Source organism: Streptomyces sp. NRRL F-2664 (assembly GCF_000719345.1).
Taxonomy (GTDB): Bacteria; Actinomycetota; Actinomycetes; order Streptomycetales; family Streptomycetaceae; genus Streptomyces.
Genome location: NZ_JOFX01000002.1, coordinates 418,806 through 435,485, shown reverse-complemented (window position 1 = coordinate 435,485; position 16,680 = coordinate 418,806). Strand labels below are relative to the sequence as shown.

The following is a 16,680-nucleotide window of genomic DNA, read 5'->3' as shown; positions in this document are numbered from 1 at the left end:
GGTGTGATCTTCATTGTGGTGAAATTCCCCGTCAAGCCCGAATACGTCGACGCGTGGCCCGACAAGGTCGCGCCCTTCACCCGAGCCACCCGCGCCGAACCCGGCAACCTCTGGTTCGAGTGGTCGCGCAGCCTGGAGGAGCCGGACACCTACGTCCTGGTCGAGGCCTTCCAGGACGACGCCGCCGAAGCGCACGTCACCTCCGATCACTTCAAGGCCGCACTGGAGACCATGCGCCCGATGGTGACCCGTACGCCCGAGATCGTCAGCACCACCATCCAGGGCGCGAACGGCTGGAGCCGGATGGGCGAGCTCCGCATCGACTAGCGAAGCCGCCGCCCGGCGTGCGTCAGGCCGGCTCGGGCACCCGGGGGTGGCGGTCCGGGCGCGGGGCGGCCGGACCGGGCAGCTGCGCACCCGCGTCCTTGCGGTCCGGGAGCAGGGCCGGCAGGACGACGGCGACCGCGGCCAGCGCGTACACGCAGGTCCACAGGGCCCAGCCGCCCGGCGGGGCCCAGTGCGCGGAGGTCGCCACCCACGAACCCTTGGTGCCGACGGCGAACCGGCGCAGCGTCCAGTAGAAGGCCGCCACGTCGGCCAGGGCGAGGCCGGCGACGGCGAAGCCGGCCAGCCGCCGCCAGGGGAAGCCCTGCGCGGGGGCGCGAGTGGCGCAGATCAGCACGGCCATGAGCGGCAGGCCGACGGCGAAGGGCAGCAGATAGCGGCCCTGCCACACCATGCCGATCCGCTCCGCCTGGGAGGCCTGCGCGACGACCGGCACCATCACGACGGCGACGAGCATGCCGAGCACCGCCACCACGTCGCGCCCGCGGCCGTACGCCAGGGCCAGCGCGACGAGGGCCGCGAGGACCGCCGTCCACACCAGGTACGTGAGGGCCGGGGCGGGAGTGTCCAGCCAACCGAAGAAGCCGAGCATCTGCTTGATGTAGACCTCGGTGTTGCCCAGGGTCTTCTTCGCCGCGACGCCCGTGGTCAGCGTGTCGGGGATGTCTATCTTCGAGTTGTCGGGGTGCCGCGCCGCCCAGAGCAGCGCACCGGCGGTCGCCAGGCCCAGCAGGCCCGTCCACAGCCACAGCGCCTTGCGGCGCAGCACCTGCCCCAGCACCCCGCGGCGCTGCGCCAGCAGCAGGCAGAAGACGACCGCCCCGCCGAACCAGATCAGTCCCAGCGGCCGGATGTTGATCAGTACCAGACCGCCGACGCCGAGCCTGGCCAGCCGGCGGTTCAGCAGCACCGGGTCGGGAGACAGGACGATCGACAGCAGGGCCGTCCACACCAGGATCCCGGCCGCGATCTCGCCGCCGCTGGGGTTGACCATGCCGGCCATGTAGAGCGTCATCGGCGTGGCCGCGGCGAACACGCCGAGCATCGCCAGCGAGCGGCGACGCCATTCGGCGGCCGTGACCACCGCGCTCGCGAGCAGGGCCGAGCACAGCAGCGCCGCCATGAAACGCATCAGGTACAGCCCCTTGGGGCCGTCGACGAGCAGGCTCGGCCAGCCGGTCACCAGGTAGTAGCCGGGGTGGTAGCGGCCTGCGGCGGTGGTGGCCTGCGCGGTCTTCCCGGAGTTGCCGAGGGACGGCGCGCAGGACGCGGGCTGCGCCTGCCGCCACGAGTAGCACTCGTGCACGGTGGGCAGGTTGCGGTACCACTCCGGGAGCTGCACGCCGGTCTCGGCGAAGTGGCCCTCGATGCCCGCCACGGTGTGCGGGACCATCACCTCGGTGCCGCCGATCTGGCCCCGGGCGACGGCGGCGGCGCGGATGAAGTGCGCGTGCTCGTCGGGGGAGCTGCCCAGGGGGCTGGCGGCCGCCCAGGCACCCGTGAGCGTGAAGAACAGCGCGAACGAGATCAGCCAGAGCCGCTTGGGTGTCCTGGCCGACCGCTCGGCCAGCCGCGTCAGTGCGGAAGTCATCGGTCCCCCGGGGTCATCGGATGAAGCTGAGCCAGCTCTGGTCGCCGTCCTTGGAGCACGTGCCGCCGGGCGCGTACTTCGGGCAGCTGCCGTCCTGCTCGGTGATGGTGTGCGACACCCACGGCAGGATCCGGTACGTGTTCTCCTTGGCCGGCATGTAGCGGTCGGCCATCGAGGAGGAGACGGTACCGAGGAGCAGCAGCAGAGCGCACATGGTCCCGATGACCGCGCCTTCGCGGCCCGGGAAACCCGGGCCCGCGGCAGCCGCACCCGCCGGGGCGGGCTCGGCGCCGGCCGCGCTCTGCGCCTCCCGGCGCCCGGCCATCCGCTGCGAGACCAGGTGGACGACCAGCGCGCACAGCAGCAGCCCGCAGTAGAGCAGCTGGTTGTTGGTGCGGGTGTAGAGCTGCACGGTCTGCGTCTCGTACATGTGCGAGGCGATGTACATGCGCATCACCCACGCGCTGATGAACATGGCGGCGATCGTGACGACCAGCGGCTTGCGCATGCCGAGCCAGATCGCGGCGCCGAGGCCGGCGAAGGTGACCAGCGCGAACAGCCCGACCCCGCCGTACTCGCCGGGCAGCGGCCACTCACCGACCTTGCCGGGCATGTCGGTGCGCCACATGAGGTAGTACGCCGGGTCGGTGAAGTTGTCGAACCGGAAGTTGTAGTCCTTGGTGGTCTGCCCCTCGGTCAGCATGACCATCAGGTAGCGCCCGGCGACCACGAGGAACGCCGCCAGGGAGGCCCCGAGGAATCCCGCGCCCTTGAGCCGGCCGAGCCGGCCGTCGCGCCACGGAAAGTACAGCAGTGCGGCGAACAGCACGCCCGCCGCGCTCCACAGGAACCAGCCCGAGTAGGTGAGGAAGAGCACGCCGAGGAGTGCGCCGAATCCCGCGCCCTTGAGCAGGAGCGGACGCCAGCTCTGCGAGGCGCTGCGGCTCAGCGACACCACCATCGCCACCAGGACGGGGACGAGCACCACGAGGACGGTCTGGCTGTACGGCTTGTACGCGTCGATCAGCGCGAAGGCGGGGGCCACGCCGAAGGCGAGGGCCCGGACCGGGCCGAGCAGCATGCGCCACGCGAGGTAGACCAGCGGTCCGAACGCGGCGGCGCCGAGGATCTGCAGGTCCTTGAAGGCGTACGCGGTGTTTCCGCCGCGGAACCACTCGGCGTAGTGGCCGAGGGTGTACAGGGGCGCGGGCGGGTAGACCGGCGAGCCGGAGGGACGGCCGTTGGCGAGCGCGTGGGCCCACTCGACGATGCGGCCGCTGTCGCCGTTGAGGCCGAACATCGGCCAGGGGGTTCCGTGCAGGGCGACGACCGCACCGGCGGCGACGAAGCCGCTGGCCAGGCCGGCGAGGGCGGCGGAGGCGAACCGGGTGGCCAGGTCGAAGTGCCGGCCCCGGCGCAGCCGCACGGCCAGGCCGACCGCTCCGATGCAGACCAGGCCGATGAGCGCGAACCGCAGCTGGATCGCGGCGAGGCCGCTGACCTGCGCGATGCGGTCGAGGGGGTTGAAGTTGAAGCCGCGTGCCAGCAGCGGGAGCACGAGCGCCGCGGCGAAGGCGACGGCGGCTTCGAGGAACAGGAGCGTGCCGCGTGAGCCGAGCCCGCGCCGGGCGGCCGGTATGCGGCGGGCGGACGCGGCCGGCCCGCCCGGGGGCAGCACGGTGGCCGTGCCCTCGGTACTGACTGTCACTGCTGGGTCCCTACTGCTGGTCGGTCCTCGGCCCGTGGCCGCTCGTGGCGCGCAAGCCGCTGCGCGACTCCGGCCCCCGCCGCGGCTGCGGGCCAGGGCGGACTCAAGGGCAGCGAGTGACAGCCTTGGCATGTGTTGCCATGCATCCTACGGGCCCCGCGGGCCGGGCCGAATCCGGGAGGAGGTGCCGGGATCCCCACTGCCCGAGGGGTTCCAGGGCTGCGTTCAGCTCCTGGCCCAGCGGCGTCAGCGAGTACTCGACGCGCGGTGGGACCTCCTCGTACACCTCGCGGTGCACGATGCCGTCGGCCTCCAGCTCGCGCAGCTGGGCGGCGAGCACCTTCTCGGAGACGCCGGGGACCAGCCGGCGCAGTTCACCGAAGCGGCGCGGACACTGCTCCAGCTCCCACAGGAGCGACACCTTCCACTTGCCGTCGATCACGGACATCGCCGCGGCGATCCCGCAGTGATCCGCACCGGGCCTCCGTGTCACCGCCATCGCGCACCCTCCCGACCTGCTCGCTCACCTGGGGGTAACCACCCACTCCCAAGTGCGTACTTGAGCGCCCCCATTGCCTGCCACCAGGCTAAACGGCATGACCGACACCACATCACGCACTTCCCTCACCCTGCTCGGACTCGGCGACATGGGCACCGCCCTCGCCCGCACCTGGCTCGCCGCCGGGCACGATCTGACCGTCTGGAACCGCACGCCCGCCAAGGCCGGGCCGCTCGCCGCCGAGGGTGCCGACGTCGCCGCGAGCGCCGCGGCCGCGGTCGCGGCCAACCGGCTGGTCGTGACCTGTCTGCTGGACGACGCCAGCGTCCGCTCCACCCTGGAGGGCACCGACCTCGCCGGCAAGGACCTCGTCGACCTCACCACCGGCACCCCTGCCGAGGCACGCGCCCGGGCCGCCTGGGCCGAGGCCCGCGGCGCCCGGTACACGGACGGCGGGATCATGGCCACGCCGGACATGATCGGCGTCCCGGAGGCCGGCGGGTACGTCTTCTACAGCGGCTCGCGCGCCGCCTTCGACACCCACCGCTCGACGCTGGAGGTCCCGGCCGGGGCGCGTTTCGTCGGAGAGGACCCCGGGCACGCCGCCCTGCACGACGTGGCGCTGCTCAGCGCGAGGTACGGCCTGTTCGCCGGCATCTCGCACGCCTACGCGCTGACCGAGGGCGAGGACGTCGCCCCCAAGGACCTGGCTCCGCTGCTGTCCGAGTGGCTGGGGGCGATGGGCTTCTTCGTGGGCAACGCAGCCGAGCGGCTCACGTCGCGGGACTTCACCACCGGGGTGGTGTCCAACCTCGCGATGCAGGTGGCGGCGAGCGGCACCCTGCTGCGCACCGCGCAGGAGCAGGGGGTCAGTGCCGAGCTGATCTCCCCGTACCTGGACCTGATGCGCCGGCGGCTGACGGCGGACCCGGCCGCCCACGGCGGGGAGGACACGGCGGGCGCCATCCTGCTGCTGAAGAGCTAGCAGCCCGCCGGGCCGGGTCTGAGGGAAGGCCGGCGGGGCCGGGCCTACGGGAAGGCCGGCGGCGGCGGTCCGAAGCCCGCGGGGGTGGCGTCGGGGGCCGGCTGCTCGTCGCTGCGCATCAGGTCGCGTGCCATCAGCGTGGCTCCGGCGACGGCGCCCGGCATCAGGAACACCGCGACGAGCGGTACCAGGAACGCCAGCACCAGCGGCACGCCGAAGCCCAGCACCAGCAGCCGCCGGGACCGCAGCAGCACCAGCCGCTCGGGCAGCTCCATCTTGCGGCGCTGGAGGGCGACGGCGGTGAGTTCCTGGGTCAGGAAGTACCCGGAGACACAGAACCCGAGCACCGGGACGACGGTCTGGCCGACCACCGGGACGAAGCCGAGGACGAAGAGCCCGGCGCCGTAGAGCACGACCCGCCCCAGCACCTTCAGGCTGTCCCGGGCCGAGATCCACAGCTCGCGCCAGAGCGGGAGGCCGGACTCGGGGACCTCGCCGCCTTCGCTGCGGTCGACCTGCTCCGAGAGGGACTCGTAGAAGGGCTGGCCGATCAGCAGGGTGACGGCGGTGAAGGTGATCACCGCGAGGAAGAGGCCGAGTCCGAAGAACAGCGCGGTGAGGAAACCGCGGAAGAGGCCGAGCCAGGGGGCGGCCCAGTCGTCGGCGAAGGGGGTCGCCCAGGCGGTCAGGTCGTCGGCCCCGTATCCGAGCCCGATGAGGGCTCCGGCGTACAGGGCGAGCGAGACCAGCCCGGGCAGCAGCCCGAAGCCCAGCCACCGGCCGTGGCGCAACACCCATCGCTGTCCGGCCAACAGGTACCGGAAGCCCCCCGCAAGATCGTGCATGGCGCCAGTCTACGGCGAGGGCCGCACCCCGATCGGGGTGCGGCCCTCGCTGTACGGCTGCCGGATCAGACGGCGAGCTCGACGGTGATGTTGCCGCGGGTGGCCTTGGAGTACGGGCAGACCTCGTGGGCCTTCTCGATGAGCTCCTTGGCGGTGGCGGCGTCCACGTTCGGGATCACGGCGGAGATCTTGACGATCAGGCCGAAGCCCTCGTCGTTCTTGCCGATGCCGACCTCGGCGGTGACCGTGGAGCCGGAGATGTCGGCGTTCACGTTCTTGGCGACGACACCCAGGGCGCCCTGGAAGCAGGCGCTGTAGCCGGCGGCGAAGAGCTGCTCCGGGTTGGTGCCGGCGCCGCTGCCGCCGAGTTCCTTGGGCGGGTTCACGACGACGTCGAGCTTGCCGTCGTCGGTGGCGACGCGGCCGTCGCGGCCGTTCTCGGCGGTGGCCACGGCGGTGTACGCGACGTCGGACTGCTGGATGGACATGAAGAATGTTCCTCCTGGTAATCGCCGCGACTCGCGCCCACGGGTCACGACGGTCGTGGGGTGAGCCTAACCGGTGAAGGAAACGATCATCTTTCCGGTGTTCTCCCCGCGGAGCATGCCGAGGAAGGCGGAGGCGGCGTTCTCGACGCCCTCGACGACCGTCTCGTCGTAGCGCAGCTCGCCGGAACGCAGCCATCCGGCGACGTCCTGGACGAACTGCTGCTGGAGCCCGGCGTGGTCGTTGACGAGGATGCCCTGCAGGCGCAGGCGCTTGCCGATGACCTGCATCAGGTTGCGCGGGCCGGGGGCGGCCTCGGTGTCGTTGTAGTGGGCGATCGCGCCGCAGAGGGTGGCGCGGCCGCCCACCTTCATGGACGAGATGGCCGCCTCCAGGTGGTCGCCGCCGACGTTGTCGAAGTAGACGTCGATGCCGTCGGGGGCGGCGGCCGGCAGCTGCTCGGCGACGGGGCCGTTCTTGTAGTTGAAGGCGGCGTCGAAGCCGTACTTCTCCGTGAGGAGCGTCACCTTCTCGTCCGAGCCGGCGGAGCCCACGACCCGGGAGGCGCCCTTGATCTTCGCGAACTGGCCGACGAGGCCGCCGACCGCGCCCGCGGCGCCGGAGACGAAGACGGCGTCGCCCTCCTTGAAGGAGGCGACCTCGAAGAGGCCCGCGTAGGCGGTCAGGCCCGGCATGCCCAGGACGCCGAGGTAGGCGGAGAGCGGGGCGAGGGAGGCGTCGACCTTCGTGGCGTGCCGGGCGTCGACCTCGGCGTACTCGCGCCAGCCCAGGCCGTGCAGGACGTGGTCGCCGACGGCGAAGCCCTCGGCGCCGGAGGCGACGACCTCGCCGACCGCGCCGCCCTCCATCGGGCGGTCGAGCTGGAAGGGCGGGATGTAGGACTTCACGTCGTTCATCCGGCCGCGCATGTACGGGTCGACGGACATGTGCAGGTTGCGCACGAGGATCCGGCCGGCGGCGGGCTCGGCGGACACGGGCACCTCGCGCAGGGCGAAGTCCTCGGCGACGGGCCAGCCCTGCGGGCGACGGACGAGGTGCCACTCGCGGCTCACGGCGGGAATCTCAGACATGACGGCGCTCCTGGTCAGAACGGAATGCTTCACTGGGTGAAACAACCATGCGCCTGGATATTTCATGTTGTCAAGCAAATGGGTACGCTGGGCCCATGCCCACTCGTCGCGCAGACCCAGTGACCGTCGAAGTCGTCGAACTCATCGGTGACGTCGTGAGCCGCTACCACGCGGAGTACGAGCACGCGGCCGCCAGCCATCAGCTGACCGGAGCCCAGGCGAAGGTGCTGAACCTGCTGGCGACGGAGCCCACACCCATGCGGCGCATTGCGCAGAAGCTGCGCTGCGAGCCCTCGAACGTGACCGGCATCATCGACCGGCTGGAGGGGCGCGGGCTGGTGGAGCGCCGTCCGGACCCCGCCGACCGCCGGGTCAAGCTGGCCGCCCCCACCGAGGAGGGCCTGCGGACGGCCGAGCGGCTGCGCGAGTCGCTGGACTTCGCGCGCGAGCCCCTGGCCGGGCTGTCCCCGGCGGAGCGGGCCGTGCTGAGGGACCTGCTCAAGCGGATGCTGGCCTGAGCGCACGGGCGCTCCTCAGAACCAGCAGAACAGCCAGCAGTCCTTGGTCGGCGTCGGCGTCGGCGAGGGGGTGGTGCCGCCGGTCGGGGTCGACGTCGGGCTCTGACCGCCCCGGGTCCCGCCGGGTGAGGGCGAGCCGGAACCGCCGCCTTGGAGGGAGGGCCTCGGGCCCGGGCTGCGGGAGGCGCGGCCGGACGCGGAGGGGGCGGGGTCGGGGACGGCCTCGTCCGGCCCCGGCCCAGCGGCGCCCGCGGTGGGCGCGCCGGTCCCGGACTTCTTCGCCGCCCCGCCGCCGGTCTTCGCCGTGGCCTTGCCGGAGCCGGTGGGCGCACCGGCCGTGGGCATGTCCGGCAGCGGGTCGGGCTGCTGGGGGCCGTCATCGGTCAGCACCACCGCGGAGGCCCGGTCGGTGGGCTCCCCGTCGGCCGCCATGCCCGCCACCATCAGGGAGCCCGCGGCCGCGAGCAGCACCCCCAGGGAGAGGGTCACCACGGTCCGGCGACGGCGCCGGTTCGCGCCCCGGCGGCGGGCGCCGGCCCTGCGCCCCTCCGGGGCGGAGAGCACCACGAGCGAGTCCGCGAACACGTCGGCCAGGGCGGCCGGCGGATCCGCGGCCGGCCCCCCGACGACGGGCGGCCGGGGCGGCCCGGGGGCGGGCGCGGCGGGTATCAGGTACTCGGCAGGCGTTCCGCATCCGGCGCACGCCAGCGCGCCGTTGAGGTGCCTCCGGCAGGCATGGCAATAGTTCATGGCGCCCGCAGGCTACGCCGTGACCGGCAACATCAGGATCCCGAGAACGTAAGGATCCTGTGTGGAATCGTTCGCTCCATGACGTTTTTCGGGCCGGCCGCGTTCCAGTTGGTGCTGTTGCGGCGGATGGCCGACTTCCAGCCCGACCTCGCCGACGAGGCCCGGCACCGGCTGGGCGCCTCGCTCGCTGACCAGCGGGAGGCGAACAAGCGCTGGCAGGCGATGGTGCGCTCGCCGCGCTCCCGCGGGGCGCTGGCCCGGTACCGCTCGGTGCTCGGGGCGCCGGAGTCCGCCGAGCCCCGCACGATCGGCGACCTCACGTGCGAGGCACTGCTGTGGCCGCTGCCGCTCTGGCCGGACCTGCGCTTCGAGGTGCTGGCCGCACCGGACGGGGCGGTGTGGAACGAATGGCTCGTACGGGCTCCGGGCGCGCCGGGGCCCGTACTGGGGTCGGCGGACGACCTGCGGCCCTGGTCGGCGACGGTCGACGAGGTGGCGCGGGCCTTCGCGCCGGTCCGGCCGATGGAGGGGACCGCGCCGACGCGCTGGCGCCTCGCCTTCACCGCCGGGGGCCGCCCCTGCCTGGCGGAGTTCACCTACGGCCTCCTCCAGCGCGTCAGCGTTCAGCGGTAGGCGGCACGGGCGACCCGAGCGGCAAGGCACCCCTACGAGGCGAGGAAGGCCCGCACTCCGGCCGAGGCGGCGTCGTCGCCGAGCAGGTCGTTGTGGGCCAGGCAGCCGACCGGGGTGTTGGTGGCGCCCGTGAGCGGGACGCTGTCGTCGGGGTTGATCACCTCGTCGCAGTTCGACCAGAAGGTCGCGTACTTCACCGCGCCCGGGGTCGGGTCCCCGCTGCCCAGGTTCTTCACCACGTACGACCCCGGGGTCATGTCCCGGCATGCCTGGTCCCACAGGGCGCAGGCCCATGCGGTGGAGGTGCCCCGGTTGGGCCCGGCGAGCGAGACCCAGTGGTCGACGACGGCCGCGCCCCCGCCGAACGTGATGTACCAGCGGCTGACCAGCGAGCCGAAGGAGTGCGCGACGACGTCGACCCTGGCCGCGCCGGTCTCCCGGCGGACCTGCTCGACGTACGCGGCGAGCCGGCCGGCGAGGACCTCGTTGACGGACTGGTGGGTGTCGTAGCCGAAGGAGAAGAGCTCCCCGTCGGTGTACCCGTCCGCGCGCAGATCGGCGCGGAGGGACCCCCAGACGCCCGGGTCCGCGTTGTAGCCGTGCACGAGGACCACCGGGGTGCGCGGTGATGCCCGGTCAGGGGCGGCGGCCGGACCTCGTCCGGCGGCGTGGGCCGCGGCGGGCGCCATGAACGCCAGGCAGAGCGTCAGGAGCGCGGCCAGTCCCTGTCGGGCCGTCAGCATGGGTCCCCCCTTACCTTGTTACGCGCGAGTAGCGCGTGCAGTGCGGGCATGCTGCTGCCTGTCGGTACAGAAATCCACCCCCATGCAGCCGCGACACACCCACGGCCGGAGCATTCCAGCGGGCGAATAGTCCGAAATGCCCGCGATGATAGGACAAGCAACCGGCACTTCCGCCGGTTCTCTTGCGTCAGCGCTCTCGGGAGGTTCTGCCGTGACCGTCAGTCTTGAGCAGTTGCGCCGCTGCCACGTCGCCGTCGACCTGGGGGCGGCCCGGACCCGCGTGTACGTCAAGGGCGCCGGCCTCGTGGTCGACGAACCCAGCGTCGCCGCGGTCAACACCCGCACCGGCGCCCTCATCGCCGTCGGGACCTTCGCCGAGCGCATGACCGGCCGCACCCCCGACTACATCCGGGTCGTGCGCCCCGTCTCCGGCGGCACCGTCGTCGACATCGAGATGGCCCAGCGCATGCTGCGCCACCTCCTCGGCGAGAAGCTGCGGCGCGCCCTGCGGCGCAAGCCGCGGCTGCGGGCCGCCGCCTGCACCCCCCACGACGCGGACCCGCTCGCCCAGCGGGCGGCGGTGGAGACCCTGGTCGGGCTCGGCGCCCGCCGCGTCGAACTGGTCGACACCCTGATCGCGGCGGCCGTCGGCTGCGGACTGCCCGTGGAGCAGCCGACCGCGACGATGATCATGGTGTGCGGCGCCGCCGCCACCCAGGTCGCCGTGCTCTCCCTCGGCTCGATCGTCACCGCCCAGCGGATCCCCGTCGGCGGCGAGGCCATCGACCACGCCGTCGTCCAGCACCTGCGCCACGCCCACGAGCTGATGCTGCCCAGCCAGGCCGTCCGGCCGCTCCAGCTGGCCCTGCACGGCAACGGCCTCACCGACGGCGGGCCGGCCTCCACCCTCATCCACGGCCGCGACGTCGCCACCGGACTGGCTCGTTCCGTCCACGTCGACACCGCTGCCGTGCGGGACGCGATCCACACGCCGCTCACCGCCGTCCTCGACGGCATCGGCAAGGTCCTGCGGGACTGCCCGCCCGACCTCGTGGCCGACCTGACGGACCGGGGAATCATGATGGTGGGCGGCAGCGCCCTGCTGCCCGGGCTGGACCAGATGCTGCGCGACGCCACCGGAATGCCCGTCGCCATCGCCGAACGGCCGGACGTGTGCGCCGTCATGGGCCTCGGCGCGATGCTCGAAGGGAAGATCGCCCCCATGGTCCTCGACCCGCTGGCCGGATGACGGACGCCGCACGGCAACCGGCCGAGGAACCCGACGGGAGGCCCGCCCACCGGCCCGACGAGGACGCGGCGAGCCTCCCGGTGCTGCTGGAGGCGGTGCTGAGCGTCGGTTCCGAGCTCGAACTGCACGCCACCCTCCAGCACATCGTGGATTCGGCGGCCGAGCTGTGCTCGGCCCGCTACGGCGCGCTCGGGATCGTCGATCCCGAGCGCGTCCTGGTGACCGAGCTGTTCACGGCGGGGCTGACCGAGGAGCAGCGGGCGGCCGTCCCTCATCTGCCCGACGGCCGCTCGGGCCTCCTCGGGGTCCTGGTCGAGGACCCACGGGCGCTGCTGCTGGCCGACCTCACCCAGGATCCGCGGGCCGCCGGCTTCCCACCCGGCCATCCGCCCATGCACAGCTTCCTGGGCGTCCCCGTCCGGGTCCACAGCGAGGTCTTCGGCAACCTCTACCTCACCGAGAAGCGCGGGGGCGGCCCCTTCACGGAGGAGGACCTCGCCCTGGTCCGCGTCCTGGCCGCGCAGGCGGGCATCGCGATCGGCAACGCCAGGCTGTACGAGACCGCGCGCCGCCGGGAGCGCTGGATCGACGGGGCCGCCGCCGTGACGACGAGCCTGCTGGCGGGAAGTCCGGCGGCGGACGCCCTGAGGTGCGTGGCCGAACGGGCCCGGCTCCTCGCCGACGCCGCGGCCGGCGTGGTGCTCCAGCCGACCCCCGAGGGCGGCATGGAGATCGTGGCCGCCTCCACCCACGGCGATCCCGGGGACCTGGTGGGAACGGCGATCGCCCCCGGATCACCGGTCCTGGAGCAGCTCCTCGGCGGCGAGCCCGTCTTCGTCGACGACTCGGCCACCGATCCCCGGATGACCACCCCCGTCCGCGAACGGTTCGGGCCCAGCATGATGCTGCCGCTCCAGAGCGGCGGCCGGCTGATCGGCACCCTGGCCCTGCCGCGCGCCCGGGGCGGTCCGGCGTACGACGCCGTGGACCGGCTGCTCGCCTCGCAGTTCGCCTCCCAGGCCGCGCTGGCCCTCGTCCTGGCGGACGCCCAGCACGACCGCGAGCAGCTCGCCGTGTACGAGGACCGCGACCGGATCGCGCGGGACCTGCACGACCTCGTGGTCCAGCGGCTGTTCGCCACCGAGATGATGCTGGAGAGCACCCGGCGGCGCGCCGAGAAGGCCCCCTGCGGGGACACCGTCGGCGATGAACTCACCCGTGCCGTCGACGAGCTGGATTCCACGATCCAGGAGGTCCGCACGGCCATCTTCGCCCTCCAGCAGCCGCCGAGCGAGGCGCCGACCACCTTCCGGGGCCGGGTCCTGCGCGAGACGGGAGGCGCGGCGGTGCTGCTCGGCTTCCAGCCGTCGGTGCAGTTCACGGGTGCGGTGGACGCCCTGCTCCCGGCCGCCGTGGCGGGCGGCGTGCTGACGGCCCTGCGCGGCGCCCTGGCCGCGGCGCACCGGCGCAGCGGGGTCACCTCCATCGAGGTACTGGTGGACGCGTCCCCCGGTCGGGTCCGCCTGACGGTCACGGACGACGGCCGCACGGAGTCGGGCGGCCGGGGCGCGACGGTGACGTGGGAGTCGGCGCTCTGACCCTGTGCCGAACCCGGACCGCGTCAGGGCTGGCCGGGGCGGTCGGCGGCGCGCAGGGCGATGCGGGTGTTGGACTGCGCCACCCCGGCCTCACGCTTCAGGCGGCGCAGCAGTGCGTCGAGGGCGGCGGGATCGGCTGCCCGGGCGCGGACGAGGTAATCGTGCGCGCCCGTGACGTGCACGACCTCGGTGATCCCGGGGAGTCCGGCGACCCGGCGTTCGAACTCCTCGTTGGTGGTGTCCTGGCGCAGGGTGACGTCGATGAAGACGACGAGACCGCCCCCGGTGTCGGCGGCCGGGTCCACCACGACGGTGAACCCGCGGATCACTCCCTCGCGGCGCATCCGCCGCACCCGGTCGGCGGTGGCGTTGGCGCTGAGGCCGACGCGAACGCCGAGATCGCGGTACGAGATCCGCGCATCCAGCTGCAGGATGCCGAGGATTTCCCTGTCGAGGCGGTCCATACCGCGATTCTCGCAGTCCGGCCCGGTATTCGTGCGCGGACCGCGGGGGTGAGGGCGGACGCTGCCCCCTATGAGCGATCTGATGTCACCGGCCGTGGCGGGCGCCGCCGCCGGTCTGGGCGTGGCGATGCCGATGGGCGCGATGAGCGTGCTGCTGCTCCAGGAGGCGATGCGGCACCGCCGCACGGCGGTCGCCGCGGCCGCCGGGGTCGCGGTGGTCGACCTGGGCTACGCCGCCCTCGCCACGGCCGTGGGCCCCTGGGTGGCCTCCCACGTCACGCCGGTGGAGGCGTGGGTCCGGCTGGCCTCGGCCGCGATCCTGCTGGCCATCGCGGCCCACGGCCTCGCCGGAGCCCGCCGCGGAGCTGCGGCCCCGCCGTCCCCCGGGGCCGACGGCCCGGGCGCTGCCGCCGGCCGTGCGGGGGGCGCCCCGACCGCCACCGCACTCCGCCCCTCCAGGGCCTTCGCCCGCTACGTGGCGCTGACCGCCGTCAACCCCACCACCGCCCTCTACTTCGCCGCGCTCACCACCGCCCAGGGCGCCGGCCTCGACTCCGGCCCGGCGGGTGCCGCCTTCCTCGTCGGTGTCGGCGCGGCCTCCCTCGTGTGGCAGCAGTCCCTGGTCGCCCTCGGCTCCCTCGCGGGCGGGCGCATCTCCCCGACGGCCCGCCTGTGGACCTTCCGCCTGGGCTACGGCCTGGTCGCCGCCTACGCGGTCAGGATCGCCCTGCCGCTGCCGTGAACGGAGACCTCCGGCACCGCACGGCACCGACAGCCGCGTAACGGGCTCCACCCCGGCCGGGTCCCTGCCCCGCCGGACCACGTCCGCCACCGGCCCGCGCCCCGCCTGCGTTCACGAGATCGTCACGTACGGCCTGCACGCGATGCGCGATCCTGGGCCGGTGAAGGGTGGACGGTGAACGAGGAACGCGTACGGGGGCGGGCGTGACGTGGCCGCAAGGGCTGCTCGGGTTCGCCGCCGGGCTGCTGATCTCCGCGGTCACCGCGCCCGTCGGGGTGTCCGGGGCGGTCTTCCTGCTGCCCGTGCAGGTCAGCGTCCTGGGGGTGCCCAGCCCGGCGGTGACACCGACCAACCTCCTCTACAACGTCGTGGCCGGCCCCGGCGCCCTGCTGCGCCACCACAGGACCGGACGTCTGCGGGGGCCGCTCACCCGCCTGCTCCTCGCCGGCACCGTGCCGGGCGTCGTCCTCGGCGCGGTGGTGCGCGTGTTCGCCGTCCCCGGCCCGCAGGTCTTCCGGCTCCTCGTCGCCGCCCTGCTGCTGCCCCTCGGCCTGTGGCTGCTGCTGCGCACGCTGCGCCCGGCGCCCGACCGCGCGCCCCGCCCGCCCTCGCCCCGCACCACCAGGGCGACGGCCCTGGCCGTCGGCGTGGTCGGAGGCGTCTACGGGATCGGCGGCGGCTCCCTCCTCGGGCCGATCCTGGTCGGCCGCGGAGCACCGGTCGCCGCCGTCGCACCCGCCGCGCTGGCCGCGACCTTCGTCACCTCGGTCGTCGGCGCGGCCACCTACGGGCTGCTCTCCCTCGCCGCCACGGGCGCGGTCGCCCCGGACTGGCTCCTCGGGCTGTGCTGCGGGCTGGGCGGCCTGCTCGGCGGACACCTCGGCGCCCGGCTCCAACCCCGCCTGCCCGAAAACGCGCTCCGCCTCCTGCTCGGCACCCTGGCCGCGGGAGTGGGCACGCTCTACGTCGTCCCGTTCCTGCGCTGACCACCGCCGGCCCGGCCGAAGTACTGTCGCCCGGACACCGTTTCGAACGATCCGACCTGGGGTGAACCCGTGACGACGACCCGCCTCTCGGCCCGCGCGGCCATCGCCTCCGTGACCGATCCGGGCAGCTTCACCGAACTGCCCGCCCCCGGTGCGCAGTCCCCCGCCGACGGCCCGCTGGCCTGGGCCGGTTACGACGACTCCCGCGCCCGTGCCACCGAGCGCACCGGCGAGCAGGAGTCCGTGGTCACCGGCACCGGCCGCATCGGCGGTCACGAAGCGGTCCTGGTCTCCTTCGAGTTCGGCTTCCTCGGCGGCTCGCTGGGCGGACGCACCGGGGACCGGCTCGAAGCCGCGTACACGCACGCCCGCGCGCAGCGCCTCCCCCTGGTCTCGCTGATCGCCACGGGCGGATCCCGCATGCAGGAGGGCATGCTCGCGCTGACCCAGCTGCAGCGCGTGGCCCGCCAGAGCGTGCTGACCCGGGCCGCCGGGCTCCCCCAGCTCGCCGTCCTGCGCGATCCGACCACCGGCGGCGGCTGGGCCACCTTGGGCGCCGGGGCCGACGTGGTCCTCGCGCTGCCCGGCGCCCAGGTCGGCTTCGCCGGGTCCCGGGTACGGCCGGCGGACGCGGACCCGGCGGCCTACACCGCCGAGGGGCAGTACGCCGCCGGGCACGTGGACGCCGTGGTCCCGCCCGACCGGCTGCCGGGCACCCTCGCGAACTGGCTCCGCGTCCTGGCGGCGCCCCGCTCCGGCGACCCGGTCGAGCCCCCGGGCGCGCCGGCCCGCGTACCCCCGCCCACGACCGGCTGGGACGCGGTGCGGCTGGCCCGCGATCCGGGCCGGCCGCACGCCGAGGCGTACCTGGACGCGTACTTCGACATCCGGCTGCACCTCTCCGGGGACCGGGCGGGCGGCAGGGATCCGGGGATGCTGTGCGGCTTCGGACTGCGGCGGGGCCGAGCCGTGGCGTACGCCGCCCAGTGCGGCACCGCCACCCGCCCGGCGGGCTACCGCACGGCCGCTCGCGTGGTCCGCCTCGCCGACCGGCTCGGCATCCCGGTCCTCACCCTCGTGGACACCCCGGGCGCGGCCAACGACGCGGACGCCGAACGCGCGGGAGCGGGCCCCGCCATCGCCGACACCTTCGCCGCGCTGGCCGCGGCCACCGTCCCCGTCACCACCCTCCTGATCGGCGAGGGCGGTTCGGGCGGCGCCCTCGCGCTGGCCGCGCCCGGCAACACCTGGGTGACCCCGGACAGCTACTTCTCCGTCATCGCCCCGGAACTGGCCGCGGCCATCCTCAAACGCCCTCCGTCGGCCGCCCCCGCCACCGCGGACCAGCTGCGCATCCGCCCCCAGGACCTGGTGGCGCTGGGCGTGGCCCGCGGCATCGTCGGCCCGGACACCGCCTGACGCCGGCGGCCGGCCGGGGGGCGCGTGC

Annotated in this window: 18 protein-coding genes; 9 read left to right on the top strand and 9 right to left on the bottom strand. The window is 74.0% G+C overall.

The genetic code is table 11. The annotated features are described in order from the left end of the window. Positions 1-3 precede the first annotated feature (3 nt). Positions 4-327, top strand: a complete 324-nt coding sequence (locus IF89_RS0104230; protein WP_030761264.1) for a putative quinol monooxygenase — start codon at positions 4-6, stop codon at positions 325-327. A 22-nt stretch (positions 328-349) separates the two neighbouring features. Here the strand turns inward: IF89_RS0104230 and IF89_RS0104225 are convergent, their stop codons facing one another. From IF89_RS0104225 to IF89_RS0104215, 3 genes are all read right to left on the bottom strand, one after another. Beyond that, complete coding sequence (locus tag IF89_RS0104225; RefSeq protein ID WP_030761261.1) at positions 350-1,936, bottom strand: DUF2142 domain-containing protein; 1,587 nt, start codon at positions 1,934-1,936, stop codon at positions 350-352. Between the two features lie 13 nt (positions 1,937-1,949). Next, a complete protein-coding gene (locus IF89_RS0104220; RefSeq protein ID WP_030761258.1) occupies positions 1,950-3,644 on the bottom strand; it encodes a hypothetical protein in 1,695 nt (564 codons plus the stop codon). A gap of 103 nt (positions 3,645-3,747) precedes the next feature. Continuing rightward, on the bottom strand, positions 3,748-4,092 hold the full coding sequence (locus IF89_RS0104215) for a winged helix-turn-helix transcriptional regulator (protein ID WP_234327649.1): 345 nt from the start codon (positions 4,090-4,092) through the stop codon (positions 3,748-3,750). Positions 4,093-4,240: 148 nt separating this feature from the next. Between IF89_RS0104215 and IF89_RS0104210 the strand changes: the two genes are divergently transcribed. After that, complete coding sequence (locus IF89_RS0104210; RefSeq protein ID WP_030761253.1) at positions 4,241-5,128, top strand: NAD(P)-dependent oxidoreductase; 888 nt, start codon at positions 4,241-4,243, stop codon at positions 5,126-5,128. A gap of 44 nt (positions 5,129-5,172) precedes the next feature. Here the strand turns inward: IF89_RS0104210 and IF89_RS0104205 are convergent, their stop codons facing one another. The 3 genes from IF89_RS0104205 to IF89_RS0104195 all read right to left on the bottom strand — a co-directional run bounded on the left by IF89_RS0104205 (position 5,173) and on the right by IF89_RS0104195 (position 7,550). Next, positions 5,173-5,973 (bottom strand): EI24 domain-containing protein, encoded by an 801-nt coding sequence (locus IF89_RS0104205; protein ID WP_030761249.1) that lies wholly within the window; start codon positions 5,971-5,973, stop codon positions 5,173-5,175. A gap of 65 nt (positions 5,974-6,038) precedes the next feature. Then, a complete protein-coding gene (locus tag IF89_RS0104200) occupies positions 6,039-6,461 on the bottom strand; it encodes an organic hydroperoxide resistance protein (RefSeq protein ID WP_030761246.1) in 423 nt (140 codons plus the stop codon). A 66-nt stretch (positions 6,462-6,527) separates the two neighbouring features. After that, positions 6,528-7,550, bottom strand: coding sequence for an NADP-dependent oxidoreductase (locus IF89_RS0104195; RefSeq protein ID WP_030761244.1), 1,023 nt, complete (start codon positions 7,548-7,550; stop codon positions 6,528-6,530). Positions 7,551-7,645: 95 nt separating this feature from the next. On the opposite strand from IF89_RS0104195, the gene IF89_RS0104190 reads away from it, so the two are divergent. Then, positions 7,646-8,068 (top strand): MarR family winged helix-turn-helix transcriptional regulator, encoded by a 423-nt coding sequence (locus IF89_RS0104190; RefSeq protein WP_030761242.1) that lies wholly within the window; start codon positions 7,646-7,648, stop codon positions 8,066-8,068. A 15-nt stretch (positions 8,069-8,083) separates the two neighbouring features. On the opposite strand, the gene IF89_RS40615 is transcribed toward IF89_RS0104190, so the two are convergent. Continuing rightward, positions 8,084-8,818 carry an SCO2400 family protein gene (locus IF89_RS40615; protein ID WP_051806762.1) on the bottom strand — a complete coding sequence of 245 codons (735 nt, stop codon included), beginning with the start codon at positions 8,816-8,818 and terminating at the stop codon, positions 8,084-8,086. Positions 8,819-8,896: 78 nt separating this feature from the next. Between IF89_RS40615 and IF89_RS0104180 the strand changes: the two genes are divergently transcribed. Continuing rightward, a complete protein-coding gene (locus IF89_RS0104180; RefSeq protein WP_030761237.1) occupies positions 8,897-9,451 on the top strand; it encodes a hypothetical protein in 555 nt (184 codons plus the stop codon). 32 nt (positions 9,452-9,483) lie between these two features. Here IF89_RS0104180 and IF89_RS0104175 read toward each other — a convergent pair whose 3' ends face one another. Then, positions 9,484-10,194, bottom strand: coding sequence for an esterase/lipase family protein (locus tag IF89_RS0104175; RefSeq protein WP_030761233.1), 711 nt, complete (start codon positions 10,192-10,194; stop codon positions 9,484-9,486). Between the two features lie 211 nt (positions 10,195-10,405). Here IF89_RS0104175 and IF89_RS0104170 point away from each other — a divergent pair, with 211 nt between their 5' ends. Together IF89_RS0104170 and IF89_RS0104165 are read left to right on the top strand one after the other, a co-directional pair. Beyond that, complete coding sequence (locus IF89_RS0104170; RefSeq protein ID WP_030761231.1) at positions 10,406-11,443, top strand: rod shape-determining protein; 1,038 nt, start codon at positions 10,406-10,408, stop codon at positions 11,441-11,443. Next, positions 11,440-13,041 carry a GAF domain-containing protein gene (locus IF89_RS0104165; protein ID WP_030761227.1) on the top strand — a complete coding sequence of 534 codons (1,602 nt, stop codon included), beginning with the start codon at positions 11,440-11,442 and terminating at the stop codon, positions 13,039-13,041. The genes IF89_RS0104170 and IF89_RS0104165 overlap by 4 nt, the downstream gene beginning before the upstream one ends. A gap of 23 nt (positions 13,042-13,064) precedes the next feature. On the opposite strand, the gene IF89_RS0104160 is transcribed toward IF89_RS0104165, so the two are convergent. Further along, positions 13,065-13,505 (bottom strand): Lrp/AsnC family transcriptional regulator, encoded by a 441-nt coding sequence (locus IF89_RS0104160; protein ID WP_030761224.1) that lies wholly within the window; start codon positions 13,503-13,505, stop codon positions 13,065-13,067. A gap of 70 nt (positions 13,506-13,575) precedes the next feature. On the opposite strand from IF89_RS0104160, the gene IF89_RS0104155 reads away from it, so the two are divergent. The 3 genes from IF89_RS0104155 to IF89_RS0104145 all read left to right on the top strand — a co-directional run bounded on the left by IF89_RS0104155 (position 13,576) and on the right by IF89_RS0104145 (position 16,652). Continuing rightward, positions 13,576-14,247: a LysE family transporter gene (locus IF89_RS0104155; RefSeq protein WP_051806761.1), complete on the top strand. Its 672-nt coding sequence runs from the start codon at positions 13,576-13,578 to the stop codon at positions 14,245-14,247. Positions 14,248-14,450: 203 nt separating this feature from the next. Continuing rightward, entirely contained in the window at positions 14,451-15,233 is a 783-nt protein-coding gene (locus tag IF89_RS0104150) for a sulfite exporter TauE/SafE family protein (RefSeq protein WP_030761219.1), read from the top strand. 69 nt (positions 15,234-15,302) lie between these two features. Then, a complete protein-coding gene (locus IF89_RS0104145; RefSeq protein ID WP_030761216.1) occupies positions 15,303-16,652 on the top strand; it encodes a carboxyl transferase domain-containing protein in 1,350 nt (449 codons plus the stop codon). Positions 16,653-16,680 lie beyond the last annotated feature (28 nt).

What these genes read in the sequence shown, in the direction of transcription:
- IF89_RS40615 (WP_051806762.1), bottom strand. Translation starts at nt 8,818, where the DNA reads ATGAACTATTGCCATGCCTGCCGGAGGCACCTCAACGGCGCGCTGGCG.
- IF89_RS0104165 (WP_030761227.1), top strand. Translation starts at nt 11,440, where the DNA reads ATGACGGACGCCGCACGGCAACCGGCCGAGGAACCCGACGGGAGGCCC.
- IF89_RS0104225 (WP_030761261.1), bottom strand. Translation starts at nt 1,936, where the DNA reads ATGACTTCCGCACTGACGCGGCTGGCCGAGCGGTCGGCCAGGACACCC.
- IF89_RS0104200 (WP_030761246.1), bottom strand. Translation starts at nt 6,461, where the DNA reads ATGTCCATCCAGCAGTCCGACGTCGCGTACACCGCCGTGGCCACCGCC.
- IF89_RS0104195 (WP_030761244.1), bottom strand. Translation starts at nt 7,550, where the DNA reads ATGTCTGAGATTCCCGCCGTGAGCCGCGAGTGGCACCTCGTCCGTCGC.
- IF89_RS0104175 (WP_030761233.1), bottom strand. Translation starts at nt 10,194, where the DNA reads ATGCTGACGGCCCGACAGGGACTGGCCGCGCTCCTGACGCTCTGCCTG.
- IF89_RS0104190 (WP_030761242.1), top strand. Translation starts at nt 7,646, where the DNA reads ATGCCCACTCGTCGCGCAGACCCAGTGACCGTCGAAGTCGTCGAACTC.
- IF89_RS0104205 (WP_030761249.1), bottom strand. Translation starts at nt 5,973, where the DNA reads ATGCACGATCTTGCGGGGGGCTTCCGGTACCTGTTGGCCGGACAGCGA.
- IF89_RS0104180 (WP_030761237.1), top strand. Translation starts at nt 8,897, where the DNA reads ATGACGTTTTTCGGGCCGGCCGCGTTCCAGTTGGTGCTGTTGCGGCGG.
- IF89_RS0104155 (WP_051806761.1), top strand. Translation starts at nt 13,576, where the DNA reads ATGAGCGATCTGATGTCACCGGCCGTGGCGGGCGCCGCCGCCGGTCTG.
- IF89_RS0104215 (WP_234327649.1), bottom strand. Translation starts at nt 4,092, where the DNA reads ATGTCCGTGATCGACGGCAAGTGGAAGGTGTCGCTCCTGTGGGAGCTG.
- IF89_RS0104160 (WP_030761224.1), bottom strand. Translation starts at nt 13,505, where the DNA reads ATGGACCGCCTCGACAGGGAAATCCTCGGCATCCTGCAGCTGGATGCG.
- IF89_RS0104210 (WP_030761253.1), top strand. Translation starts at nt 4,241, where the DNA reads ATGACCGACACCACATCACGCACTTCCCTCACCCTGCTCGGACTCGGC.